Origin of the sequence: Zoogloea sp., assembly GCF_030157465.1 — a bacterium.
Lineage (GTDB): Bacteria > Pseudomonadota > Gammaproteobacteria > Burkholderiales > Rhodocyclaceae > Zoogloea.
Genome location: NZ_JAOAUU010000147.1, coordinates 47931 through 66541, shown reverse-complemented (window position 1 = coordinate 66541; position 18611 = coordinate 47931). Strand labels below are relative to the sequence as shown.

Below are 18611 nucleotides of genomic sequence, written 5' to 3'. Positions count from 1 at the left end.
TCATGTCGCCCGTCCGCAGCGCATTGTGCACCGCGCTCACCGTCATCCTGGGCACCGCAGCCGGCTTCGCCCAAGGGGCGGACACGGCCTGCAAGGGCACGCTCTACCTGACCCTGGACACCGGCAACATGCGGCATGCCGAAGCGATCGCCGAGATCCTCGCGAAACATCAGGTCAAGGCGAGCTTTTTTGTCGCCCAGGAGAAAACCCTGCGCGGCGACATGTCGCTCGATCCATCCTGGGCCGACTACTGGAAGGCCCGCGTCGCAGAGGGCCACACCTTCGGCAGCCACACCTGGCGCCATGGCTCGTTCCGCAAGGACGAGGCCGGAGGCCAAGTGGTCTACCGCCTGATGGACGGCAGCCAGACGCTGCTCGATGCCGCCGATATCTGCGCCGAACTGAAAAAGCCCGACACCCGCTTCGCCGAACTCACTGGCCGCCCGCTCGACCCCCTGTGGCGCGCCCCCGGTGGTCGCACCACGCCCAACACACTCCGGGCTGCCGAAGCCTGCGGCTACCGGCACACGGCCTGGGCAAGCGCCGGATTCCTCGGCGATGAGCTGCCATCCGACGCATTCCCGAACGAAGTCCTGCTCAAGCGCGCCCTCGCCAACATTCGTGACGGCGACATCCTGATGGCCCATCTGGGAATCTGGTCCCGCAAAGATCCCTTCGCCCCCATGCTCGACCCACTGATCCGCGGCCTCAAAGCCCGGGGTTTCTGCTTCGCGCCCCTTCCTGCCCGATGATGCAGTTTCTGACTGATTGGTTTGTCCTCATCCAGGGCTGGCTCTTCGACACTCTCGTCCAGCCGGTGCTGTTCGCCCTCGGGCTCGCCAGCTATGTGGAAATGGGCTTCGAAGGAATCGAGTTCGCTCTCTTGGGAGTCATCGAACTCACCATCGCCTACGCCCTGATGCGCCCCCTCGAGGCCTGGTGGCCTGCAGAGCACTGGACGCAGCGCCGTGCGGTGCGGGTGGATGTGATCTATTCGGTACTCAACCGCCTGGGCATCGTCCCTCTGGCGGTCTTCGCGCTGCTCGCGCCGGGCTTCATGGAGCTGGAAGGCTGGCTGCGCTTCCACGACATCATCCCGCGCCAGCTCGAGGACTGGCTCCCCGGACTCGACCGGCACCCGCTGACCAGCTTCTTCATCTACCTGGTGATACTCGACTTCGCCGAATACTGGCGGCACCGCCTTTCCCACACTTTTCGCTGGTGGTGGGCCCTGCACGGCATCCATCACTCCCAGCGCCAGATGTCGTTCTGGACAGACTCCCGCAACCACCTGCTCGACGACCTGATCGCCGGCTTGTGGTTTGCCTGTCTATCGCTGCTGATTGGTGTTCCGCCGGGGCATTTTCTCGGTCTGCTGATCGCGCTGCGGCTGGTTGAAAACCTGTCCCACACCAACACCCGGCTGGGTTTCGGCCAACTGGGCGACTACCTGATAGTTGGGCCACGCTACCACCGCTGGCACCATGCCCTCGATCTGCCGAGCAATCTGCGCTATCGCCGCGGCTGCAATTTCGCGATCCTGCTGCCCGCGTGGGACATCCTGTTCGGCACGCTGTATCTCGAAAAGGAACTCCCGCCGACCGGCATCCACGAAATCAATAACGAAGAAATCTCCGCCCGGGACAATTTCTGGGCGCAGCAAAAACTGGGACTCACCCTGTTCTGGAAGGCGCTGGTGACGCGTCCGGAAAAGTCGCCTTCAGCGTAAGGCGCACACCGGACAGCCCGGGTCGCGCCCGAGACGGATCGTCCGCCATTCCATGGTGAGCGCATCCAGCAGCAGCAAACGTCCGGTCAGGGTTTCACCGCAGCCCGCCAGCAGCTTGAGCGCCTCGGCTGCCTGCATGGCGCCAACGATGCCTGTCAGCGGCGCAAACACCCCCATCACCGCACAGCGCACCTCCTCCACGTCCTCGCCTTCCGGAAAGAGGCAGTGGTAACAGGGGCTCTCCGCCCTACGCAGATCGAACACCGACACCTGGCCGTCAAAGCGCACTGCCGCCCCCGAAACCAGTGGCTTGCGATAAAGCGCACAGGCGCGGTTGATTGCGTGGCGGGTAGCGAAATTATCCGAGCAATCCAGCACCAGATCGGCAGCGGCAACTTCCGACTCCAGTTCGGCACCTTCAAGGCGATGGGCAACAGGAATCACCCTGATCCCGGAATTGAGCCGCGCCAGCGCATCCCGCCCCGACGCAACCTTGGGCTGCCCGATGCTTTCCTGGCTGTGCAAGATCTGGCGTTGAAGGTTGGTCAGGTCAACGGTATCTCCGTCGGCCAGCACCAGCGTACCGACACCCGCAGCCGCCAGATACATGGCCGCCGGTGACCCCAAGCCACCGGCCCCGACCACCAGCACCCGGGAAGAGACAATGGAGTCCTGCCCCTCGATTCCGATCTGGGGCAAAAGAATATGGCGCGAGTAGCGCAACAATTGATCGTCGTTCATGGAAAGCGGAAGAGATGGAACGACAGTCACACCGGTAAGGTGCGCGGTGCGGGCCTACTTGTATTCGCGCAGATCGGGGGGCGTATCGTCGTGATCGCCATGGGGATGATGCGCGTAGGCCTGCATGTAAACTTCGTGGGACTGCTTGATGAGCCGCTCTGGAGAACGCAGGTTATGCACCTGCGTTTCCTCGAGGTAATAGATCAGCGCCCGGTGCAGGCGGATGAAAAGGCTGCGGTCGAGGTGAAAACCAGCCCCGACAAGCGCCTCATCCAGCAGCTCGAGCGTGAAGTCGAGCACGTTGTAATGCACAACCAGAGAAAGCGCATCACTCCCGGCCTCCACCTGCACACCACGCAGGGCCGCGAGGGATCTCCAGGCCTGTGCCGTCTGACCGGGCGGAAAAGCCTTAAAGCGGATTTCCCGTGTCTTGGCAAGACCGCTTCCGCCGTGGTGCGACGCGCTGTCATGCTTGCGTCCGGCCAGCTTGTAAGCGGTTTCGCGTCGCATGGCGTCTCCCGATCTGTCGTGAATTTACTTGGCGTTATTCTGGAGGATTTGCAGGCCCTTGAGCAAATTGACAGCCTGGGCCAGCTGGTAGTCGTCCTTGCCGGCAATCTCGAAGGGCGGCTTCACATCCTCGGGCTCGTCCCTGGGCTTGTCCTTGTCTTTTTCCTTGTCTTTTTCCTTGCCCTTCGGTGCGGCCTCTTTCCGGGGCGCAGGCTCGACAGCCTTAACCACTTCGGGCTCCTTGCCATTACCCAGATGACGGTCAAGATCGGCCTCGCGCAAACGCTCGCGAGAAGCCCCACCCTGCGTTTCTTCGACCAGGATGTCGGGCACGATACCCTTGGCCTGGATGGAACGCCCATTCGGCGTGAAGTAGCGCGCCGTCGTCAGCTTGATGGCGGCATTGCTGTTGAGCGGCAGAATGGTCTGGACCGAACCCTTGCCAAAGCTCTGCGTACCCATCACAACGGCGCGTTTGTGGTCCTGCAATGCACCAGCAACGATTTCGGACGCCGACGCAGATCCACCGTTAACCAGCACCACCATCGGAACAGTCTTGATCGAGGCGGGAACGCTCTTGATGAAATCCTCGCGAGAGCCGCGCAGGTAATCCTCGGGTGTAGCCAGATACTTGCGCTTCGAATCCTCTGCACGGCCATCAGTGGACACCACCAGAGCCTGCGGAGGCAGGAAGGCTGCGGACACACCGACCGCACCATGCAACAGGCCGCCCGGGTCGTTACGCAGATCGAGTACCAAGCCCTTCAACTCACCCTGCTTGACCAGTTTTTCCAGGTGCTGCACGAGGGAGGCAGCGGTCTGCTCCTGAAACTGAACGACGCGTACGTAGCCATAGCCCTGCTCGACCAGTTTGGACTTGACGCTCTGCACCTTGATGACTTCACGCACCAGGGTTACGACAAGCGGCTTGGCCTCACCCTTGCGCACGATCGTGAGAACGATGCTCGTCTTCGGCTTGCCGCGCATGCGCTTGACCGCATCATTGAGAGCCATGCCCTTCACGGAAGTCTCGTCGAGCTTGATGATCAGGTCACCAGCCTTGACGCCGGCACGGAAGGCGGGCGTGTCCTCGATGGGCGAAATCACCTTGACGACACCATCCTCGGAGCCGACCTCGATGCCCAGGCCGCCAAATTCGCCCTGGGTGCCCACCTGCAATTCCTTGAAGGCCTCAGCGTCGAGATAGGCCGAATGAGGATCAAGATTCGAGAGCATTCCGCTGATCGCGTGGGTGATCAGCTTCTTGTCGTCAACAGGCTCCACGTAGCCCTGCTTGATGGCGTTGAAAACGTCGGCCAGGTTGCGCAATTCCTCCACGGGCAACGGGGATAGCGGCGACTTGTCCGCGTTGGCCGAGAAGTTGAGACTGATCAGGACGCCGGCACACAGCCCGGTGAAGAGCAGGCCGGCTTGTTGCATCTTGCTGCGCATAAAATCTCCGTCAGGACGCCGGGGCCCCAGGCCCGTAGACGACGCCATTCCCCACCCGGAATCGGGCCGGTTCTGAATAGGCTGATGAGTATAAACCGGAAAGGTTCCCGACCCGCCCGACCGAAATTAGGCACCCGAAAAATGGTCTGCACCGTCTGGCCCCGGCCTCATCCTGAGCCGCCTTGAAACGCCTCCGCGAGCGCATCCGCCTGGCCGGCCTCACCGTCCAGGCGAAAAAATGTTATTTTAGAATATTAACCTGCGTCAAAACCCGCTGATTTCGTGAAAACACCCACCGTCGATCTCATCGCCAAGCAAGAGCACATCGAAACCGCTGCGCGGGCCCTGAAGGCGATCTCGCATCCCTTGCGGCTCAAAATCCTGTGCGTGATCGGTGCCGAAGAAGCCTGCGTCCAGGACATCGTCGACGCCGTCGGCACCTCGCAAAGCAATATTTCCCAGCATCTGGCGATTCTTCGCGACAAGGAAGTACTGCTGACCCGCAAGGATGCCAACCGGGTTTTTTACCGTGTGGGCGATCCACGCACGCTGCAACTCATCGCCTTGATGCGCGAGGTCTTCTGCGGCGTCGCTCCCGAATAGCCTTCCTTTTCAATCGTCCCCCTTTTTTCTCCCACCTGGAGTTCGTTTCGTGGAATTCATCCAGCAAAACTGGTACTGGGCAGCGCTGGCTGCCGTCAGCGGCACCCTGCTCGTCGTCCAAACCCTGCGCGGCGGCGGTCGTGGCCTCTCACCGGCTCAGGCAACCGCACTCATCAACCGCGAAGATGCGATCGTCATTGACGTTCGCGAGGCAGGTGAATTCGCCGCCGGCCATCTCCTGAACGCCCGCCACATACCGCTCGGAGAACTGGACAAGCGCATCGGCGAGCTCGATAAACTGAAGAACAAGCCTGTTATTCTTAGCTGCCAGAGCGGCAGCCGGTCGGCCTCGGCCTGCAGCATCCTGCAGAAGGCCGGCTTTGCCAGCGTCCACAACCTTGAAGGCGGCATCGCAGCCTGGGAACAGGCCGGCATGCCAGTCAGCCGGAAGAAGAAATAATCATGCAGCCCAAAATCCTGATGTACGCCACCGCCGTCTGCCCCTACTGCGTCCGTGCCGAAGGCCTGCTGCGCCGCAAGGGGGTTACCGAGATCGAGAAGGTCCGCATCGACACCGATCCGGCCCGTCGCGACGAGATGATGGAGCGCACCGGCGGCCGCCGCACCGTTCCCCAGATCTACATCGGCGACTACCACGTAGGTGGCTGCGACGACCTCTTCGCCCTCGATCACGAAGGCAAGCTCGAGCCGCTGCTGCGCGGCGAACCTGCCTGAACACCGCTTCACTTCGCTTCTTCCATTTTTTCAACCGGAAAAACCACCATGTCCGAAAACGCGCAACCCGTCTTCTCCATTGAAAAGCTCTACGTCAAGGATCTGTCCGTCGAAGTGCCGAATGCACCCCAGATCTACCTCGAGCGCGAAGCCCCCCAGATCAACGTCCAGCTGCGCACCGACGGCAGCGGCGTTGACGAAGGCGTGTTCGAAGTGGCCCTGACTGTCACTGTCACCGCCAAGCTGCCCGACGAGAAGACCGTTTTCCTGGTTGAAGTGGCCCAGGCGGGCATCTTCCAGATCCGCAACGTTCCGCAGGAAGACCTCGATCCGATCATGATGATCGGCTGCGCCAACATCCTCTTCCCGTACGCCCGCGAGGCCGTTTCCGACGCGGTGTCCCGCGCCGGTTTCCAGCCCGTGCTGCTCGCTCCGGTGAACTTCGAGGCTCTGTACCAGCAGAACCGTCAGCAAGCCGAAGCTCAGGCCGGCACAGATCTGCCGATCCAGTAATGAAAATGCGCCGCCTTGCCGCTGCGGCGCTGCTTGGCCTGCCGCTCGCCCTCGCGGCGGCAGTTGCCGGCGCCTCGGACTTCCGCTCCCTTGCCGAACCGGCCATTCTTTACGATGCGCCGTCAAAGCAGGGCAAGCCGCTCTTCGTGATCCAGCGCTACACGCCCGTAGAGATGGTTGTAAGCATCGACCGCTGGGTGAAAGTGCGCGAACCGGCCGGCAGCCTGCTGTGGCTCGAACGCCGCCAGCTCGCCGAGAAGCGCACCGTGATCATCACCGCAGCCCGCGCCGACATCCGCCAGAAACCCGATACCGGCAGTCCGCTGGCCTTCGAAGCGGCCAAGGACGTGGTTCTCGAGCTTGCCGACAAGCCGGCCGACGGCTGGGTCAAGGTCCGGCACCGGGATGGCGCCAGCGGGTTCGTCCGCATCAACCAGGTCTGGGGGCTGTAACGCCATGCGTATTGCCGTTTTCGGCGCCGGAGCGTGGGGCACTGCCCTCGCTCTGGCCTTCAGTCGCGGCCACGACGTGGTCCTGTGGAGTCGTGAATCCGACGACGTTGCCGCGATGCGGGCCGACGGTGAAAACCGCCGCTACCTGCCAGGCATCCCGCTGCCTGCCAACCTCCAGCTGACCGACAGCCTGCAGGATGCTGCCCGCGCCGATCTTCACCTCATCGTCACGCCGCTGGCCGGCCTGCGCGAGACAGCCCGCGCGCTGCAGGCCGCAGCCCCGGGAACGCCGCTGCTGTGGGCCTGCAAGGGCCTTGAAGCCGGCACAGCCAAGCTGCCGCACCAGATCGTTGCCGAAGAACTCGGGGCAGATGCCGCCTGCGGCGTACTCACCGGCCCCAGCTTCGCCGCCGAAGTCGCCCAGGGGCTGCCCGCTGCCGTGACGATCGCCGCCCGTGATATCGAATTCGCCCGCTACTGGGTCCAGGCGCTGCACAACAACCGGCTGCGCCTTTACGCCAACGATGACCTTATCGGGGCCGAAGTCGGTGGGGCAGTCAAGAACATCATGGCGATCGCAGCCGGCGTAGCCGACGGCATGGGCTTCGGCCTCAACGCCCGCGCGGCCCTCATCACCCGCGGTCTCGCCGAAATCACTCGCCTCGGCCTGGCCCTAGGGGGCAAGCGCGATACCTTCATGGGTCTCGCCGGCCTCGGCGACCTGGTGCTCACCTGCACCGGTGATTTGTCCCGCAACCGCCGCGTCGGACTGCTGCTGGCCGAAGGCAAAACCCTGCCGGACATCCTCGCTACCCTCGGCCACGTTGCCGAAGGCGTCAGCACGACACGGGAAGTCGCCGCGTTGTCTGCACGCCTGGGTGTGGACATGCCCATCACCAACTCGGTAGATGGCGTTCTGCGCGGCACCTTGCTGGCCCGCGACGCAGTCGAGCAGCTTCTCGCCCGCGATCCGAAACAGGAATAAGGCGGCTCAGGCCCCGCCGTCAAACCCCGCCTGTCGCCACGCTTCATAGACGACCACCGCGGCCGCATTCGAAAGATTGAGGCTGCGGTTACCCGGCCGCATCGGAATGCGCAGGCGACGGTCATCGCCAAATTCGGTGTGCAGTTCCGGCGGCAAGCCACGGGATTCCGAACCAAACACAAAAACGTCCCCCGGCTCGAAAGCCACCTCGGCATAGCTGCGCCCACCGTGGGAGGTCAGCGCAAAAATACGCTGGCCAGCAAAACCGGCACGGCAACTCGGCCAGTCTTCGTGCACGGTAACCACCGCCATGTCCCGGTAATCCAGGCCGGCACGGATCAGCTGCTTCTCTTCGAGGGTGAAACCAAGGGGTTTGACAAGGTGCAATCGGGCGCCGGAATTGGCACACATGCGCATGATGTTGCCGGTATTCGGAGGAATTTCCGGCTGATGGAGGACGACATGGAACATGGGGCCGGATTGTGCCCGCCCCACTCAAGCCAATCAAGCCGGAGCCGGCGTTCGGGCGACGACCCGGTTCTCCACGCTCACCGCGCCCACGTCTTTCAGCGTTCGAGCCAGTTCTGCAAGCGTTGCACCCGTTGTCATCACGTCATCCACCACCACGACACGCAAGCCCTCCACGCCGCCTGCCACGCGAAACGCGCCACGCACGTTGGCCGTCCGCTCTTTCCATGGCAGGCTTGCCTGCGGGCGCGTGTCTACGTCACGCACAATCCCGTCAAGGAGCACGGGCAGCCCCCAGCATTTCGCCAGCGGTCGCGCCAGTTCTGCCGCCTGGTTGAATCCACGCGACGCGAGGCGCACCGAATGGAGCGGCATCGGCATCACCAGATCGGCCTTCGGCACAGGCAGCACAGCCATCAGGTCGACAAACAGACGCGACGACGCCAGCCGATGGCCGTACTTCAGGGCCTGCACCAGCTTGTCGACAGGAAAGCCATAGTCGAGTGCGGCACGGGTCGCATCAAAGGATGGCGGATGGCGCAGGCAGTCGCCGCAGGTTTCGCCAAGCGGCTGGGGAATCGCGCAAACCGGACAGCGTGCCGCCCCAATTCCGGGCAATCCTGCGAAACACGCGCGACACAGCACGTCGCTGCCGCTCGCCACCCCGCAGGCAAAGCACTGTTGCGGGAAGACTGCGGTGGCTGCACCCTCCATCCAGCGGCGCCAGGCAGGCGCTTGATTTGACAAATCCAGACCCCTTCAGGGAAACTAAAAGGCTTCGTAATTATAAATTACAGCCAAAATAAGGGTTCATCACAATGACCGCCACCGTCGCCCGCGCAGAGAGCGCTCCGACCGCAAACACCCCCGCCCGCAAGCGGTGGAGCGTCGCCGAAATCGAGGCCCTGTTCGCGCTGCCCTTCAATGACCTGCTGTTCCGCGCCCAACAGGTGCACCGCGAGCACTTCGACGCGAACGCCATCCAGCGCTCGACCCTGCTGTCGATCAAGACCGGCGGGTGCTCGGAAGACTGCGGCTACTGCTCGCAATCTTCCCGCTACGACACGGGCCTCGAAAAGGAATCCCTGCTGCCGCTCAATGAAGTGCTGGAAAACGCCCGCGCCGCCAAGGCCAAAGGTGCATCCCGCTTCTGCATGGGCGCCGCCTGGCGCGGCCCGAAAGAAAAGGATCTCGCCCCGGTTCTCGACATGGTTCGCGAAGTCAAGAAGCTCGGCCTCGAAACCTGCGTCACCCTCGGCATGCTGAAGGAAGGCCAGGCATCCCAGCTCAAGGACGCCGGCCTCGATTACTACAACCACAACATCGACACCTCGCCGGAATTCTACGGCCAGATCATCACCACCCACACCCTCCAGGATCGTCTCGACACCCTCGACAAGGTGCGTGACGCCGGCATCAACGTGTGCTGCGGCGGCATCGTCGGCCTTGGTGAAACCCAGAAGAGCCGCGCCGCCCTGATCGCCGAGCTGGCCAACATGAGCCCTCCTCCGGAGTCCGTGCCCATCAACAACCTGGTGCAGGTAGAAGGCACCCCGCTCGATCAAGCTAAGCCCATCGACCCCTTCGACTTCATTCGCACCATCGCCGCCGCCCGCATCACCATGCCGGAAAGCTACGTGCGCCTCTCGGCCGGTCGCCAGCAGATGGATGACGCCACCCAGGCCCTGTGCTTCATGGCCGGCGCCAACTCGATCTTCTACGGCGAGCGCCTTCTCACCACCGACAACCCGGATGCCGACGCCGACGACAAGCTCTTCGCACGTCTCGGCCTCAAGTCCATCTGAGCCTCGCCTGAACCCGCCCCGATGAGCGCACCGGATTTTCAGCTCGACCCGCGTCTCGTGCGTCGCCGGGCGGGGCGGGCCGCAACCGGCTACTCCGGCGTCGACACCCTCGCCCGGGAAATCTCCCGGCGCATGGCCGAACGCCTCGAGTACATCCGCATCGAACCGAAGCGGATCCTCGATCTGGGCTGCGGCCCCGGAGCAGACCTCGCCACCCTTGCAACGCGCTATCCCGGCGTCGCCCGCATCGCCATCGACAGCGCCCCGGCCATGCTCGCTCAGGCCCGCGGCGAAAAAAATCTGCTCAAGCGCCTGATGAGCTTCGGCAAGCCGGCCGAGCCGGATTTCGTCTGCGCTGACGCAAGCGCCCTGCCCCTCGCCCGGGGCAGTGTCTCGTTTGCGTGGTCCAACCTGATGCTTCAGTGGCTGCACGATCCGCTGCCGGCCCTCAAGGAAGTCCACCGGGTGCTGGAAGTCGGCGGCCTGCTGATGTTTTCCACCCTCGGCCCGGACACCCTCAAGGAACTCCGCGCCTCGCTGCCCGCCTCCAGCGCCGAACACCTGCACCGCTTCATCGACATGCATGATCTGGGAGACGCCCTCGTCGGCGCCGGGTTCTCAGACCCGGTGATGGACATGGAAATGCTTACCGTCACCTACACAAAACTCGACGATCTCTTCCACGACCTGCGTGCGAGCGGGTCCACCAACGCCGCCCTGAGCCGCCCGCGCGGCCTCGTCGGCAAGAACCACTGGCAACAGATGCGCGCCGCCTACGAGGCCCTGCGCCGCGACGGCCGCCTGCCTTCCACCGTCGAAGTCGTCTATGGTCACGCCTGGAAGGCGGCGCCCAAGGTGGCGGATGACGGCCGCGCCATCGTGCGCTTCGAACGCAAGCCCGCCTGAACGACAGGACCGGCCAAGCCATGCACCCCGTCTGGCTGTTCGACCTCGACAACACCCTGCACAACGCCAGCCCGCACATCTTTCCGCACATCAACCGCAGCATGACGGCCTACCTCATGCAGCACCTCGAGCTGGACGAACCCGCCGCCAACCGCCTGCGCGTCGACTACTGGCGGCGCTACGGCGCCACACTGCGGGGCCTGATGCGTCACCACGGCACCGACCCGCGCCACTTCCTGCACGACACCCACCAGTTCCCCGACCTTGCCCGGATGGTCGTCTTCGACAACGCCCTGCACCACATGCTGGCTCGCCTGCCCGGCCGGAAGATCGTCTTCTCCAACGGCCCCGGCCGCTACGCCGAAGCCGTACTCGAGATCATGGGCATTCGCCGTCACTTCGAAGACGTATACGCGGTCGAACAGATGCGCTTCAACCCCAAACCCGGCATGACCGGCTTCCGGCATCTGCTCAAGGATCACCGTCTCAACCCGGCCCGCTGCATCCTCGTCGAAGACAGCGCCGAAAACCTGCGCACCGCCAAACGCCTCGGCATGACCACGGTGTGGATCAGCCGCAGCCTGCGCAAGCCCCATTACGTCGATTTCCGGCTAACTTCCGTGCTTGGCCTTGCCCGGCGCGCAATCGGCAGCCACGCTTCGGGGTAAAATATTCAATTCCGCATTTTCAGACGCGTAACCGCCATGCCCCACGCCAAGACCGAGAACCTGAACATTGCGGCTTTCGACCGCATGCCGTCCCCCGAAGAAATCGTCGCCCGCGTGCCGCTGTCCGACGCCGCCGCTGAAGTCGTCATGAAGGGCCGCCAGACCCTGCAGGCCATTCTCGACCACACGGATCCGCGGATTTTCGTCGTCGTCGGCCCCTGCTCCATCCACGACCCGGTTGCCGGCCTCGACTACGCCCGCCGCCTGAAAAAGCTCGCCGACGAAGTCGCCGACACCATGGTGCTGGTCATGCGCGTCTACTTCGAAAAGCCGCGCACCTCCACCGGCTGGAAGGGCTACATCAACGACCCGTACATGGACGACTCCTTCCGCATTGACGAAGGCATGGAAAAGGCCCGCCGCTTCCTCCTCGACGTCAATGAAATCGGCCTGCCCGCAGGCACGGAAGCCCTCGACCCGATCGCGCCCCAGTATTACGGCGACCTCATCAGCTGGACTGCCATCGGCGCCCGCACTTCCGAGTCCCAGACCCACCGTGAAATGGCCTCCGGCCTGTCCACCCCCGTCGGCTTCAAGAACAGCACTGACGGCTCCCTCGACGCCGCGGTCAACGGCATCCTGTCCGCATCCCACGCCCACAGTTTTCTCGGCATCAACGCCCAGGGCCAGTCGTCCATCATCCGCACGCAAGGCAACCCGTACGGCCACGTGGTCCTGCGTGGCGGCGGCGGACGCCCCAACTACGACACAGTTTCCGTCTCACTCGCCGAAAAGGCCCTGGCCAAGGCCAAGCTCACCGCCAACATCGTCGTCGACTGCTCCCACGCCAACTCGTGGAAGAACCCCGAATATCAGCCCCTGGTGATGCGCGACGTGGCCCACCAGATCCGCGAAGGCAACACCTCGATTGTCGGCCTGATGATCGAAAGCAACATCGAAGCGGGCAACCAGCCGATCCCGGCCGACCTCTCCCAGCTGCGCTATGGCTGCTCCGTCACCGACGCCTGCGTCGACTGGGCAGCAACCGAAACGATGATCCGCAACACCGGCGAGATTCTCCGCGACTGCCTTCAAAAGCGGAGCGCGGCCTGATGAACCTGGTCGTCCAGGGCCCCAAGATTGAAGCCCGTGCCCTGAAAGAGATCACCGGCCTCACCGGCGCCGGGGGTGTCAAGCGCCTCGGCAGCACCGCCGTCCGGCTGATTGGCGCCGGGCAGCACCCGGAACTCGCAAGCTACTGCGACGCCCACGAACTGGATTACGCCTTCGTTCCCGAAGACGGCAGCTTGGCAAATTACCGCCTGTTCGTTACCGACATGGATTCGACCCTGATCAACATCGAGTGCATCGACGAAATTGCCGACATGCAGGGCCTGAAAGCCGAGGTTGCCGCGATCACCGAAGCCGCCATGCGCGGCGAGCTGGATTTCCGCGAATCCCTGACCCGCCGTGTAGCCCTGCTCGAAGGCCTTCCCGAAGAAGCGCTCGGAAGGGTCTTTCGCGAACGTCTGCAGCTCAATCCGGGCGCCCGGGCGCTGCTCGCCGGGCTCAAGCAGGCAGGCATCGTCACGGTGCTCGTGTCGGGAGGCTTCACTTATTTTACCGAACGCCTCCAGAAACAACTCGGCTTCGACTACGCGGTGGCCAACGAACTGGAAATCCGTGGCGGCAAGCTGACCGGCAAGGTAAAGGGCGACGTCATCGACGGCGAAGCCAAGCGTCACACGCTGCAACTGGTACGCAAGCACCACGGCTTCGCACCCGCAACCGTGATTGCTGCAGGTGACGGCGCCAATGACCTGCCCATGCTCAGCGCGGCGGGCGTAGGAATTGCCTATCATGCAAAACCCGTGGTTCGGGAACACGCCACCTACGCGCTGAACCACAGCGGCCTGGACGGCATCCTGAACCTATTTGCCTGATGGCGAAATTAGTGCGACTGGCGCGAGCGCTCCGCTGCGGAAAGCCGAAGGGCCCTTTCATGAAAACAAGCGGTCCGGTTCCGCATGTTTTCCGCGCGGCCTCCCGAGCGTTGCTGTTCGCGACCAGTGCCTGACAAATACTACAGATGCCAAAATGCTTGAACTGTGCCGGATTTCACATGGCGCCATGCAGCACCGGCAAGTGTCGAAATTCTTTACACTTATTCCACCATTCGGTAGACTGATTCGATGCCTATCAAAAAGACGATACTCGGCTTTTTAGTAGCGATCGCGTTTTCCGGTGCGGTCCTTGCGTCTGAGCCCCCCTTCATTGCCGTTGACGAAGCGCCGCCCGCTTCCGTTTTCGAGCGTTATACCGATTCCATCCGCTCGCTTGTCGACCGCAGCCTGAATTTCCTGGGAGTGCCCTACCGGTTTGGCGGCACCAGCCCACTCACCGGTTTCGACTGCAGCGGCTTTGTCGGCAAGGTATTCGCCGACGCCCTCGGTTTCGGCATGCCTCGCACGGCCGCCGAAATGTCCCAGATGGGCGAACAGGTCAAGATCAACGAACTCAAGCCCGGCGATCTCGTGTTCTTCAACACGATGCGTCGCGCTTTTTCCCATGTCGGCATCTACCTCGGTAACAACCAGTTCGTCCATGCACCTTCATCGGGCGGCGTGGTTCGCGTAGAAGACATGCGCATAAGCTACTGGGCAGCCCGCTACGACGGCGCCCGGCGCGTATTGCCGACCGGCCAGTCGCGCCAGCCGCAAGCCAACTGATCCCGCCAGCCGGTTTCAGACCGGCTCGTTGCGCCAACAGCCAGGTGCCCTCCACATGATTCCCTGGCTCGGCGACCACCCTGTATTCCCTCCCGCCGCCAGCGCCCTTCGCGAGCCCAACGGCCTGCTCGCGGCGGGTGGCTCCCTTGCGCCCGACTGGCTCCTTGCAGCCTATCGGCACGGCATCTTCCCCTGGTTCAATCAGGGCGAGCCCATTCTGTGGTGGAGCCCCGACCCGCGCATGGTGGTCGTACCCAACCATATCCGCATCACCCGCTCGCTGGGCAAGACGCTCAAAAGGGGCCACTACGAAGTGCGCCTGGACCACGACTTCGCCGCCGTGATCCGCGCCTGCGCCGAATCCCGCCAATCGAACGTCGGCACCTGGATCACGCCCGCCATTGAGTCAGCCTACATCCGCATGCACGAACTCGGCTACGCCCATTCGGTGGAAACCTGGATCGACGGAGAGCTGGCCGGAGGACTCTATGGCATGGCGCTGGGGCACGTCTTTTACGGCGAATCGATGTTCAGCCGGCGCACCGATGCCTCGAAAATCGCCTTTGCCCACCTGGCACGCTTTCTTGAGCAACACGATTTTCGCGTGCTAGATTGTCAAATGACAACACGCCATCTGGCCTCGCTGGGTGGCACGGAAATTCCACGCGAGGTTTTCGTGAAAATGCTCGGCACCCTCACCCGCGAAGGCCCGCCTCCTGCCCGTTGGCCACAAAATGGTGCCCAAGCCTCCTGGACGTAGCGCACGATGCTCAAGGATTACCCATACTCCCTGCTGCAGTTCTACGCCACGGCCCCTTACGCGTGCTCCTACCTGCCCGAGCGGCAGGCCCGCTCCCAGGTCGCCACGCCCAGCCACCTGATCGACACGCCGCTTTACAGCGAACTCGTGCGCAGCGGCTTCCGGCGCAGCGGCATCTTCACCTACCGCCCTCACTGCGACGCCTGCCATGCCTGCGTTCCGGTACGCGTCCCGGTCGCCTCCTTCAATCCAAACCGCAGCCAGCGCCGCGCCTGGAACGCCCACGCCAACCTCCATCCACGGGAGATGGAACTGGCCTTCCTTGAAGAGCACTACGCCCTTTATCAACGCTACCAGGCCAGCCGCCACTCAGGCGGCGGCATGGACGAAGACAACCGCGAGCAGTACGCCCACTTCCTGCTGCAAAGCCATGTGGACAGCCGCCTCGTGGAGTTCCGCGAAAACGGCATCCTGCGCATGGTGAGCGTCATCGACTGCCTGACCGACGGCCTGTCGAGCGTTTACACTTTTTACGATCCGGACCTTCCCGGCAGCAGCCTCGGCACCTTCGGCGTGCTGTGGCAGATCGAAGTGTGCCGGGAACTCAAGCTTCCCTACCTCTATCTCGGCTACTGGATCCGCGACAGCCGCAAAATGGCTTACAAGGCACGCTTCCGCCCGATGGAAGGCCGCGTCGACGGCCTGTGGCGTGCCCTCACGGACGCCGACTTCGCACAGTCCGACTAACCCTTCCCGGCGACTTCCCACCATGACTCGAACCCTGGCGCGCATCCTGGCGCCCATCGCCGCCTGCGTGCTGGTCAGCCCTGCGGCCCATGCCCTGCCAGCACTCGACGACTTCCACACCGCAGCTCACCGCGACTGGCTGACCCTCGCGGGGCTCTCCCACCATTTTCAGCCCGACCGCCGCGACTGGCGCCAAGTCAATCCAGGCGCCGGGCTCGAGCGGGAATTCACCGGCACCCCCTGGACGGCCTCGGCCGGCTACTTCCGCAACAGTTACGACCGCAATACCTTTTACATTGGCGGCCGCTGGATGCCGCTTGCGGCAGGCCCCTTCCGCTTTGGCGCTTTCGGGCTTCTCGCCACCGGCTACCCGTCGCCGGTGCTCGTGCTGCCGGCGGTATCGGCACAAATCGGGCGGGTCGGCGCCAACCTGATCGCCCTGCCCAACCTGCCGGGCTACAGCGGCTACCTTGGGCTGCAGCTTCGTTTCGCTCTGGATTGATCGTAGAAACAAGACTTTGCCGCACTGCGGTAGAATGCTGCATGCTCTACCAAATCGCCCGCCCGGTGCTGTTCTCCCTTGATCCGGAGACCGCCCACGAAACCGCTCTCGCCGGCCTGCATCTGGCCGGACGCCTGCTCCCCGCCGCCAAGCCGCTGCCCGCCAAGTCAGTCGAAGTCATGGGCCTGCAGTTTCCGAACCGCATCGGCCTTGCCGCCGGCCTCGACAAGAACGGCGAAGCCATCGATGGCCTGGCCCGAATGGGTTTCGGCTTCATCGAAATCGGCACCATCACGCCGCGTGCCCAGCCCGGCAACCCCAAGCCACGCATGTTCCGCCTGCCGGAAGTCAAAGGCATCATCAACCGCATGGGTTTCAACAACCACGGTATCGATGCACTGCTCGGCAACGTGGAACAAATGAAGTTCAAGGGCATCCTCGGCATCAACATCGGCAAGAACGCCGACACGCCCATCGAGCGCGCGGCCGACGATTACCTGATCTGCCTCGACAAGGCCTATCCGCTGGCGAGCTACATCACCGTCAACATCTCGTCACCCAACACCAAGAACCTGCGCCAGCTGCAGGGCGAGTCCGAACTCGACGCCCTCCTCGGCCAGCTCAAGGCCCGCCAGGCCCAGCTCGCCGACAAGCACGGGCGCTACGTGCCGATCACCCTCAAGATCGCGCCCGACCTCGACAGTGCCCAGATCACCAATATCGCCGACGCGCTGCGCCGCCACCGCATCGACGGCGTGATCGCCACCAACACCACCCTCGCTCGCGACAAAGTGCAGGGCATCCCCTTCGGCGACCAGCAAGGCGGCCTCTCCGGCGCCCCGCTGTTCGAAGCCTCCACGGCCGTCGTCGCCGCACTGGCCACGGCCCTGCAAAACGAACTGCCGATCATCGCAGCCGGCGGAGTGTTCGACGGCCGTCAAGCGCGGGCCAAGCTCGATGCGGGCGCCAGACTGGTCCAGGTGTACAGCGGCCTCATCTACCGCGGCCCGGCCCTGGTACGCGAAGCCGTTGCCGAAACCCGCGATTACGCCTGAAGCACACCATGCCGGAGATGCCCACACCGCCAGCAGGCTTGAGTGCCAGCCTGCCAGCACGGGATAATCCGGCCTTCCGCTCCCACCCCAGCCCCTTAAGCCTCCGGCAGCCATGACCAGCTACCTCTTCGTGATCCTCGGCGCCGTTCTTGTGAACAACGTCGTCCTGGTCCGCATCCTCGGCCTGTGCCCCTTCATGGGCGTTTCCAAGAAACTGGAAACCGCTGTCGGCATGGGCGCGGCAACCACCTTCGTGCTCACTCTGGGCTGCGGCACCAGCTACCTCGTCGACCACTACGTGCTGATGCCGGCAGGCGTCGAATACCTGCGCACCCTGGCCTTCATCGTCATCATCGCCGCCATCGTGCAGGTCACCGAGCTGGTGATCCAGAAAACCAGCCCGATGCTGCACCAGGTGCTCGGCATCTACCTGCCGCTGATCACCACCAACTGCGCCGTGCTCGGCATTCCGCTGCTCAACGTGGCCCTGCACCACGACCTGCTCGAATCCCTGCTCTTCGGCTTCGGCAGCTCGGTTGGCTTCTCCCTGGCGCTCGTGCTGTTTGCCGGCATCCGCGAACGTCTCGACGGCGCCGACGTGCCCGTCCCGTTCAAGGGAACAGCCATCGCAATGGTTACCGCCGGACTGATGAGTCTCGCCTTCATGGGCTTCGCCGGCCTCGACAAGTTCCACTGACACCATGATTACTGCACTTCTGGTCATGACGGGCATTGCCCTCGTCCTCGGGGCGGTGCTCGGTTTCGCATCGATCAAGTTCAAGGTCGAAGGCGATCCGCTGGTCGAAAAAATCGACGCCATCCTGCCGCAAACCCAATGCGGGCAATGCGGCTTCCCCGGCTGCCGGCCCTACGCCACCGCGATTGCCGACGGCGAGGCAGAAATCAACCAGTGCCCGCCCGGCGGCGAGGAAGGCATCCGCAAGCTGGCCGACCTCCTCGGCCGTGAATTCAAGCCGCTCTCCGAAGAACACGGCGTTGAAAAGCCCAAATCCGTGGCAGTCATCGACGAGGCCACCTGCATCGGCTGCACCCTGTGCATCCAGGCCTGCCCGGTGGATGCCATCGTCGGCGCAGCCAAGCAGCTCCACACCATCGTCGCCGCCGAATGCACCGGCTGCGAACTCTGCCTTGCCCCCTGCCCGGTGGATTGCATCACGATGGAAGCCATCACTGAAACCGTGGACACCTGGAAATGGCGTTACCCGGTCGTTGAAATCAAGGCCGCCTGAG

25 protein-coding genes are annotated in these 18611 nt (G+C 63.5%); 20 read left to right on the top strand and 5 right to left on the bottom strand.

Annotation, left to right across the window (positions count from 1 at the left end):
- Positions 1-2 precede the first annotated feature (2 nt).
- Positions 3-752, top strand: coding sequence for a polysaccharide deacetylase family protein (locus tag Q1W26_RS18265; protein ID WP_300443052.1), 750 nt, complete (start codon positions 3-5; stop codon positions 750-752).
- Positions 752-1729, top strand: a complete 978-nt coding sequence (locus Q1W26_RS18260) for a sterol desaturase family protein (RefSeq protein ID WP_300443051.1) — start codon at positions 752-754, stop codon at positions 1727-1729. The genes Q1W26_RS18265 and Q1W26_RS18260 overlap by 1 nt, the downstream gene beginning before the upstream one ends.
- Here Q1W26_RS18260 and moeB read toward each other — a convergent pair.
- Genes moeB through Q1W26_RS18245 form a run of 3 tightly spaced genes read right to left on the bottom strand, consistent with a single transcriptional unit; the run spans position 1721 to position 4432 of the window.
- The gene (gene moeB / locus Q1W26_RS18255) at positions 1721-2470 is read right to left on the bottom strand and encodes a molybdopterin-synthase adenylyltransferase MoeB (protein WP_300443050.1); all 750 of its coding nucleotides are present in this window, start codon (positions 2468-2470) and stop codon (positions 1721-1723) included. The genes Q1W26_RS18260 and moeB overlap by 9 nt on opposite strands.
- A gap of 54 nt (positions 2471-2524) precedes the next feature.
- On the bottom strand, positions 2525-2980 hold the full coding sequence (locus Q1W26_RS18250; protein ID WP_300443049.1) for a hypothetical protein: 456 nt from the start codon (positions 2978-2980) through the stop codon (positions 2525-2527).
- Between the two features lie 24 nt (positions 2981-3004).
- Positions 3005-4432: a S41 family peptidase gene (locus Q1W26_RS18245; RefSeq protein WP_300443047.1), complete on the bottom strand. Its 1428-nt coding sequence runs from the start codon at positions 4430-4432 to the stop codon at positions 3005-3007.
- Between the two features lie 282 nt (positions 4433-4714).
- On the opposite strand from Q1W26_RS18245, the gene Q1W26_RS18240 reads away from it, so the two are divergent.
- The 6 genes from Q1W26_RS18240 to Q1W26_RS18215 are packed head-to-tail and all read left to right on the top strand — an operon-like array spanning position 4715 to position 7720.
- Positions 4715-5035 carry a metalloregulator ArsR/SmtB family transcription factor gene (locus tag Q1W26_RS18240; protein WP_300443046.1) on the top strand — a complete coding sequence of 107 codons (321 nt, stop codon included), beginning with the start codon at positions 4715-4717 and terminating at the stop codon, positions 5033-5035.
- Between the two features lie 49 nt (positions 5036-5084).
- Positions 5085-5495 carry a rhodanese-like domain-containing protein gene (locus Q1W26_RS18235; RefSeq protein WP_300443045.1) on the top strand — a complete coding sequence of 137 codons (411 nt, stop codon included), beginning with the start codon at positions 5085-5087 and terminating at the stop codon, positions 5493-5495.
- Between the two features lie 2 nt (positions 5496-5497).
- Positions 5498-5770 (top strand): glutaredoxin 3, encoded by a 273-nt coding sequence (grxC, locus tag Q1W26_RS18230; RefSeq protein WP_300443043.1) that lies wholly within the window; start codon positions 5498-5500, stop codon positions 5768-5770.
- A 48-nt stretch (positions 5771-5818) separates the two neighbouring features.
- A complete protein-coding gene (gene secB / locus Q1W26_RS18225; protein WP_300443041.1) occupies positions 5819-6283 on the top strand; it encodes a protein-export chaperone SecB in 465 nt (154 codons plus the stop codon).
- Entirely contained in the window at positions 6283-6735 is a 453-nt protein-coding gene (locus Q1W26_RS18220) for an SH3 domain-containing protein (RefSeq protein WP_300443039.1), read from the top strand. Before secB ends, Q1W26_RS18220 begins: the two co-directional genes overlap by 1 nt.
- A gap of 4 nt (positions 6736-6739) precedes the next feature.
- A complete protein-coding gene (locus tag Q1W26_RS18215; protein ID WP_300443037.1) occupies positions 6740-7720 on the top strand; it encodes an NAD(P)H-dependent glycerol-3-phosphate dehydrogenase in 981 nt (326 codons plus the stop codon).
- 6 nt (positions 7721-7726) lie between these two features.
- Here Q1W26_RS18215 and Q1W26_RS18210 read toward each other — a convergent pair whose 3' ends face one another.
- Both Q1W26_RS18210 and Q1W26_RS18205 read right to left on the bottom strand, forming a co-directional pair.
- Complete coding sequence (locus Q1W26_RS18210) at positions 7727-8191, bottom strand: tRNA (cytidine(34)-2'-O)-methyltransferase (protein WP_300443036.1); 465 nt, start codon at positions 8189-8191, stop codon at positions 7727-7729.
- Between the two features lie 33 nt (positions 8192-8224).
- Positions 8225-8902 (bottom strand): ComF family protein, encoded by a 678-nt coding sequence (locus tag Q1W26_RS18205; RefSeq protein ID WP_300443034.1) that lies wholly within the window; start codon positions 8900-8902, stop codon positions 8225-8227.
- A gap of 104 nt (positions 8903-9006) precedes the next feature.
- Between Q1W26_RS18205 and bioB the strand changes: the two genes are divergently transcribed.
- From bioB to rsxB, 12 genes are all read left to right on the top strand, one after another.
- On the top strand, positions 9007-9993 hold the full coding sequence (bioB, locus tag Q1W26_RS18200) for a biotin synthase BioB (RefSeq protein ID WP_300443032.1): 987 nt from the start codon (positions 9007-9009) through the stop codon (positions 9991-9993).
- Between the two features lie 21 nt (positions 9994-10014).
- A complete protein-coding gene (gene bioC, locus Q1W26_RS18195) occupies positions 10015-10899 on the top strand; it encodes a malonyl-ACP O-methyltransferase BioC (RefSeq protein ID WP_300443031.1) in 885 nt (294 codons plus the stop codon).
- Positions 10900-10919: 20 nt separating this feature from the next.
- Entirely contained in the window at positions 10920-11567 is a 648-nt protein-coding gene (locus Q1W26_RS18190) for a pyrimidine 5'-nucleotidase (protein WP_300443030.1), read from the top strand.
- 36 nt (positions 11568-11603) lie between these two features.
- Positions 11604-12680, top strand: coding sequence for a 3-deoxy-7-phosphoheptulonate synthase (locus Q1W26_RS18185; RefSeq protein WP_300443029.1), 1077 nt, complete (start codon positions 11604-11606; stop codon positions 12678-12680).
- Positions 12680-13510 (top strand): phosphoserine phosphatase SerB, encoded by an 831-nt coding sequence (gene serB / locus Q1W26_RS18180; RefSeq protein ID WP_300443027.1) that lies wholly within the window; start codon positions 12680-12682, stop codon positions 13508-13510. Before Q1W26_RS18185 ends, serB begins: the two co-directional genes overlap by 1 nt.
- 249 nt (positions 13511-13759) lie before the next feature.
- Entirely contained in the window at positions 13760-14296 is a 537-nt protein-coding gene (locus Q1W26_RS18175; RefSeq protein WP_300443026.1) for a C40 family peptidase, read from the top strand.
- 55 nt (positions 14297-14351) lie between these two features.
- Positions 14352-15056 (top strand): leucyl/phenylalanyl-tRNA--protein transferase, encoded by a 705-nt coding sequence (aat, locus tag Q1W26_RS18170; RefSeq protein WP_300443024.1) that lies wholly within the window; start codon positions 14352-14354, stop codon positions 15054-15056.
- Between the two features lie 6 nt (positions 15057-15062).
- Positions 15063-15803 (top strand): arginyltransferase, encoded by a 741-nt coding sequence (locus tag Q1W26_RS18165; RefSeq protein ID WP_300443023.1) that lies wholly within the window; start codon positions 15063-15065, stop codon positions 15801-15803.
- A 22-nt stretch (positions 15804-15825) separates the two neighbouring features.
- Positions 15826-16305: a hypothetical protein gene (locus Q1W26_RS18160; RefSeq protein WP_300443021.1), complete on the top strand. Its 480-nt coding sequence runs from the start codon at positions 15826-15828 to the stop codon at positions 16303-16305.
- 41 nt (positions 16306-16346) lie between these two features.
- Positions 16347-17360, top strand: a complete 1014-nt coding sequence (locus tag Q1W26_RS18155) for a quinone-dependent dihydroorotate dehydrogenase (RefSeq protein WP_300443019.1) — start codon at positions 16347-16349, stop codon at positions 17358-17360.
- A 112-nt stretch (positions 17361-17472) separates the two neighbouring features.
- Positions 17473-18057, top strand: coding sequence for an electron transport complex subunit RsxA (gene rsxA / locus Q1W26_RS18150; protein WP_300443017.1), 585 nt, complete (start codon positions 17473-17475; stop codon positions 18055-18057).
- Positions 18058-18061: 4 nt separating this feature from the next.
- On the top strand, positions 18062-18610 hold the full coding sequence (gene rsxB, locus Q1W26_RS18145) for an electron transport complex subunit RsxB (RefSeq protein WP_300443015.1): 549 nt from the start codon (positions 18062-18064) through the stop codon (positions 18608-18610).
- The last annotated feature ends 1 nt before the right edge of the window (position 18611 follow it).